This window comes from Colwellia sp. C1TZA3 (assembly GCF_007954265.1).
Lineage (GTDB): Bacteria > Pseudomonadota > Gammaproteobacteria > Enterobacterales > Alteromonadaceae > Cognaticolwellia.
The window spans coordinates 1-9,390 of the sequence record NZ_VOLS01000089.1 but is presented as its reverse complement, the minus strand read 5'-3'; the positions used below and the strand labels follow the sequence as shown (position 1 = coordinate 9,390).

The 9,390-nt window shown below is 40.0% G+C and carries 10 protein-coding genes, 1 tRNA gene and 2 rRNA genes; 9 read left to right on the top strand and 4 right to left on the bottom strand.

What is annotated here, in order from left to right; all coding sequences use genetic code 11:
- From ESZ39_RS16600 to ESZ39_RS16585, 4 genes are all read left to right on the top strand, one after another.
- A 23S ribosomal RNA gene (locus ESZ39_RS16600) occupies positions 1–183 on the top strand; the annotation flags it as partial.
- A gap of 222 nt (positions 184–405) precedes the next feature.
- Positions 406–520, top strand: a 5S ribosomal RNA gene (rrf, locus tag ESZ39_RS16595).
- A 43-nt stretch (positions 521–563) separates the two neighbouring features.
- Positions 564–648, top strand: a tRNA-Tyr gene (locus tag ESZ39_RS16590).
- A 558-nt stretch (positions 649–1,206) separates the two neighbouring features.
- Positions 1,207–2,547 (top strand): DEAD/DEAH box helicase, encoded by a 1,341-nt coding sequence (locus ESZ39_RS16585; RefSeq protein ID WP_146881041.1) that lies wholly within the window; start codon positions 1,207–1,209, stop codon positions 2,545–2,547.
- 53 nt (positions 2,548–2,600) lie between these two features.
- On the opposite strand, the gene ESZ39_RS16580 is transcribed toward ESZ39_RS16585, so the two are convergent.
- Entirely contained in the window at positions 2,601–3,044 is a 444-nt protein-coding gene (locus tag ESZ39_RS16580) for a YaiI/YqxD family protein (RefSeq protein WP_146881040.1), read from the bottom strand.
- A gap of 109 nt (positions 3,045–3,153) precedes the next feature.
- On the opposite strand from ESZ39_RS16580, the gene ESZ39_RS16575 reads away from it, so the two are divergent.
- The 4 genes from ESZ39_RS16575 (at position 3,154) to nhaD (ending at position 6,876) form a co-directional block, all read left to right on the top strand.
- Positions 3,154–3,630: an acyl-CoA thioesterase gene (locus ESZ39_RS16575; RefSeq protein WP_146881039.1), complete on the top strand. Its 477-nt coding sequence runs from the start codon at positions 3,154–3,156 to the stop codon at positions 3,628–3,630.
- A 73-nt stretch (positions 3,631–3,703) separates the two neighbouring features.
- A complete protein-coding gene (locus tag ESZ39_RS16570) occupies positions 3,704–4,057 on the top strand; it encodes a DUF2750 domain-containing protein (protein WP_146881042.1) in 354 nt (117 codons plus the stop codon).
- A gap of 6 nt (positions 4,058–4,063) precedes the next feature.
- Complete coding sequence (locus ESZ39_RS16565; RefSeq protein ID WP_146881038.1) at positions 4,064–5,311, top strand: DEAD/DEAH box helicase; 1,248 nt, start codon at positions 4,064–4,066, stop codon at positions 5,309–5,311.
- A gap of 158 nt (positions 5,312–5,469) precedes the next feature.
- The gene (gene nhaD / locus ESZ39_RS16560) at positions 5,470–6,876 is read left to right on the top strand and encodes a sodium:proton antiporter NhaD (RefSeq protein ID WP_146881037.1); all 1,407 of its coding nucleotides are present in this window, start codon (positions 5,470–5,472) and stop codon (positions 6,874–6,876) included.
- Between the two features lie 236 nt (positions 6,877–7,112).
- Here the strand turns inward: nhaD and ESZ39_RS16555 are convergent, their stop codons facing one another.
- The 3 genes from ESZ39_RS16555 to ESZ39_RS16545 all read right to left on the bottom strand — a co-directional run bounded on the left by ESZ39_RS16555 (position 7,113) and on the right by ESZ39_RS16545 (position 9,044).
- Positions 7,113–8,240: an alpha/beta hydrolase gene (locus ESZ39_RS16555; RefSeq protein ID WP_146881036.1), complete on the bottom strand. Its 1,128-nt coding sequence runs from the start codon at positions 8,238–8,240 to the stop codon at positions 7,113–7,115.
- An 86-nt stretch (positions 8,241–8,326) separates the two neighbouring features.
- Positions 8,327–8,764, bottom strand: coding sequence for a hypothetical protein (locus ESZ39_RS16550; RefSeq protein WP_146881035.1), 438 nt, complete (start codon positions 8,762–8,764; stop codon positions 8,327–8,329).
- 73 nt (positions 8,765–8,837) lie between these two features.
- Positions 8,838–9,044 carry a cysteine-rich CWC family protein gene (locus ESZ39_RS16545; RefSeq protein WP_146881034.1) on the bottom strand — a complete coding sequence of 69 codons (207 nt, stop codon included), beginning with the start codon at positions 9,042–9,044 and terminating at the stop codon, positions 8,838–8,840.
- Between the two features lie 128 nt (positions 9,045–9,172).
- Here ESZ39_RS16545 and ESZ39_RS18185 point away from each other — a divergent pair.
- Positions 9,173–9,390: hypothetical protein (locus tag ESZ39_RS18185; protein WP_223270430.1), on the top strand; the 218-nt coding region annotated here is incomplete at its 3' end.

Genomic DNA, 9,390 nt, shown 5'->3' with positions numbered 1-9,390 from the left:
GCTACGTTCGGAACTGATAACCGCTGAAAGCATCTAAGCGGGAAGCAGGCTTTGAGATGAGTTCTCACTGGAGCTTTAAGCTCCCTAAAGGGTCGTTGGAGACTACAACGTTGATAGGTTGGGTGTGGAAGTGCTGCGAGGCATTGAGCTAACCAATACTAATTACCCGTGAGGCTTAACCATACAACACCCAAGTGGTTTTAAGTTGTGTGTAGTTTGACATAGTAGTATGGCGTAGGAATATGCCACATCACGTACATGAGTGATGAATAAGAGAAGAAAAAAACGTATTTATATAAAGTAGAGCCTAGGTTTTACTGTAGCGTCGATAAAAGCGTTCATCCATGAACATTATCGACGTTAGTGCATCCATGCACGTCAGCTTTTTAGATTGTACCCTTTTTGTCTAGCGACAATAGCGACATGGCCCCACCTGATCCCATTCCGAACTCAGCAGTGAAACGTGTTAGCGCCGATGGTAGTGTGGGAGTTCCCATGTGAGAGTAGGACATTGCTAGGCTTCTAATTAGAATACCCAGCTAAGGCTGGGCATTCGGCCCTGTGGAGGGGTTCCTGAGTGGCCAAAGGGATCAGACTGTAAATCTGACGGCTCTGCCTTCGGTGGTTCGAATCCACCTCCCTCCACCACCATTCTAAAACCCGTAACTAATGTTACGGGTTTTTTTTGTCTCTATTATTCGACAAACTGTTTGTTTTTCGAGCCCTGGCTGCTGTAATTTTCCTGCTTTTCCTTTTATGAGTTATTTTTACTGGGAAGAAGTCGTGAGAGAATAAGTGTTAATGAGGATATTTAGCAATACTTTATCTTTTGATCTCTACCTTCTTTAGCTCTCCAATTTGTCGCCTTGTAAATTACCTTTATTTCTCACGAAAAAAAACAATAAAAAATAAATCAATAGACACGTAAATAAACAAATTTTATTGTATACGTTCTTCATATCGACATTAATTTTGATCACTTTCCATTTTAATACCAACCGTTTTATAAACCACAAATTGGCCTTTATAAAATATTCACGTTTACTAAATCATTAAGGTAATAAGCTCCGACCCATTATTAGTATTAACTTAGTTGCTTGTTTATGATAGAAGAATAAGCACTTTCATTGCACTAAAGCCGTCTATACTGTATTCTGCATCGCCGTTTGACATTGGATCAAACCAACAGCGAGAAGAGAATATTCTATGAGTTTTACCGATTTAGGTTTATCTGCACCCATTCAAAAAGCTATTGCGGAAAAAGGTTACGATACGCCATCACCTATTCAAGCTCAGGCTATTCCTGCCGTGCTTGCTGGTAAAGACGTTATGGCTGCTGCACAAACGGGCACAGGTAAAACAGCTGGTTTTACTTTACCTATTCTTGAGCTGTTATCAAAGGGCGACAATGTCCGGCCAAATCAGGCTAGAACGCTTATTATTACGCCCACTCGTGAGCTTGCTGCACAAATTGCTGAAAACGTAGAAATGTATGGTAAGCACTTACCGTTGAAATCTACTGTAGTATTTGGTGGTGTTAAAATTAACCCACAAATGCTGCGCTTACGTCAAGGCGTTGATATTCTAGTTGCCACTCCTGGACGTTTACTAGATTTGTATAATCAAAAAGCGGTACGATTTAATCAATTAGAAATATTGGTGCTTGATGAAGCCGATAGAATGCTGGATATGGGTTTCCTTCGCGATATTAAGAAAATTTTATCTTTGCTGCCAAAAACACGTCAAACACTGCTATTTTCAGCAACATTTTCTCCCGACATCCGTGAACTAGCTAAAGGCATAGTCAACGATCCCGTTGAAATTTCTATTAGCCCAAAAAACACCACCGCTGAATCGGTTGAGCAATTGATTTACTCGGTTGATAAAAATAGAAAAGCAGCTTTACTGACTCATTTAATTCTAGAAAATGACTGGCAACAAGTTATCGTGTTTATGAAAACTAAACATGGCGCAAATAAATTAACTAAACAGTTAGATGCTGCAGGTATTAGAGCCGCTGCTATTCATGGCAACAAAAGCCAAGGTGCGAGAACTAAAGCTTTAGCACAATTTAAAGATGGTAATATTAGCGTACTGGTTGCTACTGATATTGCTGCCCGTGGTATCGATATAGAGCAGTTGCCGCAAGTGGTTAACTTTGAATTGCCTAATGTACCAGAAGACTATGTTCATCGTATTGGACGTACTGGCCGAGCAGGTTCTACCGGTCATGCGGTATCTTTAGTGTGTGCTGATGAAATAGATTTACTTAATGATGTAGAACATGTCATACAAACACACTTGCCAAGAGAAGTTGTTGCCGGTTTTGAACCGGTACATGCCTTACCAGAGTCACGTAATTTACGCGCTTTAAAAGCGCAAAAGCCAAGAAAATTTAAATCAGAAAGTGTTGAGCACAAAGATGGTCAACGCTCTGGTGAAAACGCTCGTGGTCATAAACCTACTGGAAAAAACAGACGCCATATTGGCAATAGTGATGGTAATGGTGGCGGACGTCGGCGCATTAATCCTAATCCAAGTAAATAATGATAATAGCAACGGCAAAATAATTTTTTGTCGTTGCGGCTTATTTTCTTAACTTATTGCTGTACTAGTAACTTATCAAGATTATTAGCAAAAGCTTGTCGATCACTTTGGCTAATAGGTGGCGCGCCACCTGTTTCAATACCGCTAGAGCGCAGCGTATCCATAAAGTCACGCATATTTAATCGTTGACGAATATTGGCCTCGGTATAAAGTTCGCCTCTAGGGTTAAGTGCTAAGCAGCCTTTCTCAACGACTTCAGCGGCTAATGGAATATCTGCCGTGATCACTAAGTCATTTGGCTCAGCTCGCTTAACAATTTCATCGTCAGCCACATCAAAGCCAGCACTAACTTGCACGAAACTGATCACCTTAGACGGTGGTACTTTTAGATAATGATTCGCCAATAATGTTGTTGGTGTTTGAGTACGTTCTGCGGCTCGAAATAAAATCTCTTTAATGACTACTGGACACGAGTCGGCATCAACCCAAATTTTCATGGTTACCCTTTAAATTTTTACTATGACTTAACGGGTGGTAATGTACCTTTAAACCGCGTGTATTGTCACCACAGTTAAGCGCTAATTTTACCGATAAATAGGAAACAGCATGAAACAACCGCAACGCGATATAACCTTAAGATTTTTAGCGGAACCCCAGGACGTTAATTTTGGTGGTAAAGTGCATGGTGGCGCAGTAATGAAATGGATTGATCTGGCTGCTTATGCTTGTGCAGCAGGTTGGAGTGGTCGCTATTGTGTTACCGCCTATGCCGGTGGCATTCGTTTTGTGGCACCAATTCATGTTGGTAGCTTAGTAGAGGTTGAGGCGAAAGTAATTTATACCGGCAAGTCTTCCATGCATATAGCTTTGGAAGTAAATGCTTGTGATCCTAAGTCGCTAAATCGTCGACTCACTACGCATTGTATTGTGATTATGGTTGCTGTTGATCAGAATGGTCAATCTGAGCGTGTTCCTGAATGGATACCTAAAACAGCGGTAGATAAAAAAGAGCATGACAGCGCAAAAAAGTTAATGGAAATGCGGAAAAACATCGGCGAAGAAATGCAAATTTTTGTAGAATAGCGCCATCATTTAAAAATAGTTTTCATCAGGAGTTCATGTGTTAGAGCCAGAAAAAATTAAACAAATATTGCAGATGGATGACGCGCAGCGCGCTGTTTATTTTATCAATGAAGCGGTCAGCCAAAACGAGTTATGGATCTTAACCGATGAACATGGCTGTGTAATGCTCAACACTGAAGAAGAGGACTGTGTACCGGTTTGGCCAAATAAAGAGTTTGCTCAAGCTTGGGCTACCGATGGTTGGCAAGCCTGCCAACCTGAAGCAATTTCTTTAAATAAATGGTTTAGCCGATGGAGCAAGGGTTTAGCGGATGACGAACTTGCTATTGTGGTGTTTCCGAGCCAAGACGAACAAGGCTTAGTATATTACCCCGATGAACTTGAGTATGAACTTAAACAAAAACAACATTCGATTAATAAGCGATAGATAATCATGAGTTTTTCGTCCTTAGCATTAGACAAGTCACTTACCGATGCTGTTAAAGCCTTAGGCTACGATCAGCCAACGCCGATTCAACAGCAAGCCATTCCGGCCATCTTGGCCAATAAAGACATTATGGCTGGAGCTCAAACGGGTACTGGTAAAACTGCTGCTTTTGCTTTACCTATTCTGCAGCGTTTAAGCGAGAGTATTCCGGCAAAAAGGCCAATTAGGGCCTTAGTATTAACACCAACACGTGAACTTGCGCAGCAAGTATATAAAAGCTTTGTTAGTTATGCTGAAAATACTAAGCTTAATATCGCTGTTGCCTATGGCGGTGTCAGTATTAAACCGCAGATTGAAGCGATTGAACAAGGTGCAGATATATTAATTGCCACCCCTGGCCGATTGTTAGACCATATTGTTAATGGCAGTGTTTTGTTAATTCATCTTGAAACCATCGTTTTTGATGAAGCTGACCGTATGTTAGATATGGGCTTTAAGGATGAGATTGACCGTATTTTAAATCGTCTACCGCCCAAGCGTCAGACGTTATTATTTTCAGCGACTTTTGATGATGCCATTTTTAAACTCAGTAAAACCTTACTTAATGATCCACAACTTATTGAAGTCAGTGAACGCAACACCGCGGCAACAAAAGTAGAGCAAATTGTTTATACCGTTGATAGCGACCGAAAACGCGAACTCACTTCATTTTTAATTGGCTCTAAGAACTGGCAACAAGTGCTTATTTTTACGCGCACAAAACTGGGCGCGGATGAACTAGCGAAAGAAATGTCTAAAGACGGCATTAAAACCCAATCTATCCATGGTGATAAATCACAAGGTGCGCGTGATAAAGGCTTAGCAGAGTTTAAAGCAGGAAAAACTAGGGCATTGGTAGCAACAGATGTTGCAGCCCGTGGTATCGATATTAGTGACTTACGTTATGTCATTAATTACGAATTACCTTATATTGCTGAAGACTACATTCACCGTATTGGCCGCACTGGGCGTGCAGGCAATGAAGGCTTAGCCATTTCTTTAATGAGCCCGTCAGAAGCATGGTTGTTGGAAGCGGTAGAAAAAGTGTTAGACACACGTTTAATGCAACAATGGTTACCAGGCTATGAGCCAGATTTAACTAAAACTGACCCACCAGCCCGTAAAAATACTTTAGGGCAGCAAAAAAAGCATGGTCGACAAAAAGCCTTTGGTGATAACAGTAAATCTAAACCACATAAGCCGCGTCGACGCTAAAGTAATGAAAGATTAAGAGCCGAATTGAATGAAATTCGATTACTGACTAGATGGCATTATTGCTAAATAGTCTATTGATGGTAATATTATTATGTTATTCCCCACTTAAAGAGAGCAAACTTAACAGCATGGGTACCAGCACAAAGAAACAGTAAGTTATGAAACTACCGATCATTACCTTCATTTTTTTATTATTTACTTGTTTTACTACTGCGGCTAGTGAGGGAGCAACGAGGGCAATATCACTTACCGATCATTGGGTAGGTTACGCTGCTATCGTTATTTTTGTCTTTGCTTATATTTTTGTGATTTTTGAAGATCAGCTGGATATGCGTAAATCAAAACCTGTATTGTTAGCTGCGGGTGTTATTTGGCTACTCATCGCTGTAGTTTACCAACAAATGGGCGATTATCACTCTGTTGAAGTGGCTATAAGGCATACTTTTCAAGAATACGCTGAGTTGTTTTTCTTTTTACTGGTTGCAATGACTTATATCAACTCGATGCTTGAGCGGCAAGTGTTTGATGCCTTGCGCGATAGACTCATTATTAAAGGTTTTAGCTACCGGGCAATATTTTGGTTAACGGGTCTGCTGGCATTCTTTATTTCCCCTATTGCCGACAACTTAACAACCGCCTTAATTATGTGTGCAGTTATTTTAGCCGTTGGTCAAACACAGCCAAAGTTTATTGCTATTGCCTGTGTCAATATTGTCGTCGCCGCGAATGCTGGTGGGGCATTTAGTCCGTTTGGCGATATTACGACCTTGATGGTCTGGCAAAAAGGTGTAGTAGAATTTGGCGCTTTTTTTAAATTATTCTTACCTGCGTTAGTCAACTATTTAGTGCCTGCGTTAGTTATGCAATTTGCCTTGTCGTCGGGTAAGCCTGCAGCAATATCTACAAAGCCCGTGCAAGTTAAAAATGGTGGGCTGGTCATTGTTGGTTTATTTTTGCTAACGATTATAACCGCAGTTACTTTTCATAACTTTCTGCATCTACCACCAGTATTTGGCATGATGACCGGACTGGCCTATTTAAAATTGTATGCTTATTATTTACGTAAATTTGGTCATAATCATAACGAACAGTCAGATTCATCTACTAGTGATTATGTTAACGAAGACTTCGATGATTTCGATATTTTTGATAAAATTGCCAAAGCGGAGTGGGACACTCTGTTCTTTTTTTATGGTGTAATTTTGGCAGTAGGTGGTCTAGGGTTTATTGGCTATTTGGCTTTAACCTCACATTTTATCTATGGAGAGTTGGGTGCCACGACAGCTAATATCCTCGTTGGCTTATTATCGTCGATTGTTGATAATATTCCAGTGATGTTTGCCGTGTTATCTATGCAACCTGATATGAACCAATTTCAGTGGCTGCTAGTCACACTAACAGCAGGAGTGGGCGGTAGCTTGTTATCAATTGGCTCTGCTGCCGGCGTAGCATTAATGGGACAAGCGCGCGGGCAATATACTTTCTTTAGCCACCTTAAATGGACACCTGTTATTGCACTTGGATATTTCGCCAGTATTGGTGTACATTTTTGGATCAATGGCTAGCATTACCAATAGAACCTTTACCAAACAGAGGTCTTAAGTGTTATACCAGTTCCATTAAGTTTGTGATCTTGTTGTGCGCAGGAAAAATAACTCAAGGTAAGGCGCTCGATTGAGCAATAGCTGGCTATTGGGAGTGAGAGCAACACAGCCTTGAGCTATTTTAACTAGTACAAGTGAGCAATAACTTAATGGGATTGGTATTACTTGGTCTTGAACTAAAGTAGCTTAAAAGCAGGCTAGGTTAAGCGCCAAACTTGTGCTGATTTGTACTTTCTTTTACGTGCACTGTCATCGTAAGCAAGATCATCAATACTTTGTCTAATGTCTTCATTAACCGTGGCCCATAAGTAATAACTATGTTCGGTGACGCCGCCAACAATATCAGAGCAGTTGACTTGACTGACTTTATTGTGCAATTGCAACGGTCGTGCTGTGCCATTATGGCCTAATCTATCGGTATTGCCTTTAGTGTAATCAGAAATATACATCGCTAAATCACCATTGTTGTAATAAACCGTTACATGCCTCGCTAATCTATACAGATTAACCATAGGCCGTTTATCTTCAAAAACATTATCATCAACATCAGGTGCACACATAAATATATGCTGAAATAATTGTGGAAAGTGTTTTTGGTTATTGAGCTTGTCTAGTGAAACTAGGGCATGTTGTAAAACATAATTACCCATTGAGTGACACAGTAAGTGTAGTTGTTGTCCACATTCATTTTGCGTAGGATCATTATGTTTAGGTCTGAGTGTCATAAGAAAGTCACGTAATTTCAGAAACCCTCGCGCTACCGCTACGCTTGAGTCTCTAGCATCGTTACGATCAGATAAATAAGCTTTATTTCTCATCATTGCGCCGTTTGAAGGCCAAGAAAAAAGAAATACGCTAGTATCTTTTAATTTATCATTGTCTTGTGAACGGCGGTTTAACATTAATTCTAATGCCATGGCAGAGGCGACCGCTTCAAACCAGTTAACATTAAAACCATGAATAAAAACGACCAAATCACGTTTCATTTCCATTTGTTTCTTTAGTTCATTAAAAGCCGTTGTGGAAGCAAGAGGTGAATTTGTCGCATTGGTGGGTTTTTCTGCTTCCACAAAAGCGGATATAAGGTTTTTTTTACGTAATTTTTTTTCAATATAGCCCGCTAAGTTTTCACCATCACCAGAGCGACTATTGACTTTATCATTCAGGTAGTCTGTTACTTTATTGGCACTGACTTCAACAGTGACTCGACCAAAGCGTAAGTTATTAGGTCGGTCAGCACTAAAATCTTGTCCATAACTGTTGGGAGTCCAACGTTGACCCAAGTGATTTCTGTTGGTGGCATAATATAGCGTTAGCGTGCGCATAGGAACATCCTGTAAAATTAAACTAAACTAAATGAAACTAGAATAATTGTAGCTAAGATATGCTTGCTCACAAGCAAGTTTGGTGATTATGCTGATGTTATACGTTGAACAATTTTGCTAATGAAGCTCGCTTGTCCCTGCTTTAGCTCGGCATCATCATAATTACTGTTTAATATTTTTATGCGGATAGAATAGGTTGAACCATGACCCCAAGGCCACCAAATAACAGCAAGGGCAGGTGTTTCTTTAAAGGCTGGCTGAGTAAAAATCAGTTGTTCTTTATTAAGGTTTACTAATTCACCCAGTTCATCTTTAAGCGCTTGAGGGGCTTTTTTAATATTCTTTTTATGCCATTCTTCGCTGAATAACCGCCGTAAAATAGTTAATATGTGTTGTTTTTTTTCCCATGAAAACTCAGCGAGTAAAGCTGATTGCTTGTCTTCCCAGCGCCAAATTAGCTCATCACCTAACGGTATTGTTATGGTACTAAATATAGTGTCTTGCCTTGTTTGTTTATGTGACACAAAAATTCCTTTTTATTTAGTTGTTTAAGTAAGTATTTAAGTTGAATGATCTAAAAAATACATCCGTGTGTTTTTAAGACTTGTCGATAATGTTGTTAAAGTTGAATTTATCGATACAATCTTTACAGATACATGATTTTCCAGATAACGCTGGTGGCACTTGTGTTAACAATGCGGGTCTAACATCACGACTTACGCACCAACAAGGTTCACTGCTATTGACGGCGCATAAATTATTTTGTTGGCATAAAGGGCATTGTCTGGTATCAATGGCAGGCATTAGCACTATTTCTTTAGCTTAAGATTATTAACCTCGAAAGTAGCATAACTTCAATAACAGTCAAATATTTAGCGGTAAATTTTAGGCTCTGTTGTTGTTGTTAATTGTTGTGTCTAGGCGAAATTAACTTGGCTGTTCATATTTGGCTCATCACAGTAATCGCCCGATCAACAGTTGACGGACTGAAGTACGACCGACAAAAAATGGTTAAACGCTATATAATACCAATCCCATTAAGTTATTGCTCACTTGTACTAGTTAAAATAGCTCAAGGCTGTGTTGCTCTCACTCCCAATAGCCAGCTATTGCTCAATCGAGCGCCTTACCTTGAGTTATTTTTCCTGCG

Bases quoted from the DNA above. Each gene is read 5' to 3' on its own strand.
- ESZ39_RS16545 (WP_146881034.1), bottom strand. From the start codon at position 9,044: ATGCCTGCCATTGATACCAGACAATGCCCTTTATGCCAACAAAATAAT.
- ESZ39_RS16575 (WP_146881039.1), top strand. From the start codon at position 3,154: ATGAAACAACCGCAACGCGATATAACCTTAAGATTTTTAGCGGAACCC.
- ESZ39_RS16555 (WP_146881036.1), bottom strand. From the start codon at position 8,240: ATGCGCACGCTAACGCTATATTATGCCACCAACAGAAATCACTTGGGT.
- nhaD (WP_146881037.1), top strand. From the start codon at position 5,470: ATGAAACTACCGATCATTACCTTCATTTTTTTATTATTTACTTGTTTT.
- ESZ39_RS16580 (WP_146881040.1), bottom strand. From the start codon at position 3,044: ATGAAAATTTGGGTTGATGCCGACTCGTGTCCAGTAGTCATTAAAGAG.
- ESZ39_RS16585 (WP_146881041.1), top strand. From the start codon at position 1,207: ATGAGTTTTACCGATTTAGGTTTATCTGCACCCATTCAAAAAGCTATT.
- ESZ39_RS16570 (WP_146881042.1), top strand. From the start codon at position 3,704: ATGGATGACGCGCAGCGCGCTGTTTATTTTATCAATGAAGCGGTCAGC.
- ESZ39_RS16565 (WP_146881038.1), top strand. From the start codon at position 4,064: ATGAGTTTTTCGTCCTTAGCATTAGACAAGTCACTTACCGATGCTGTT.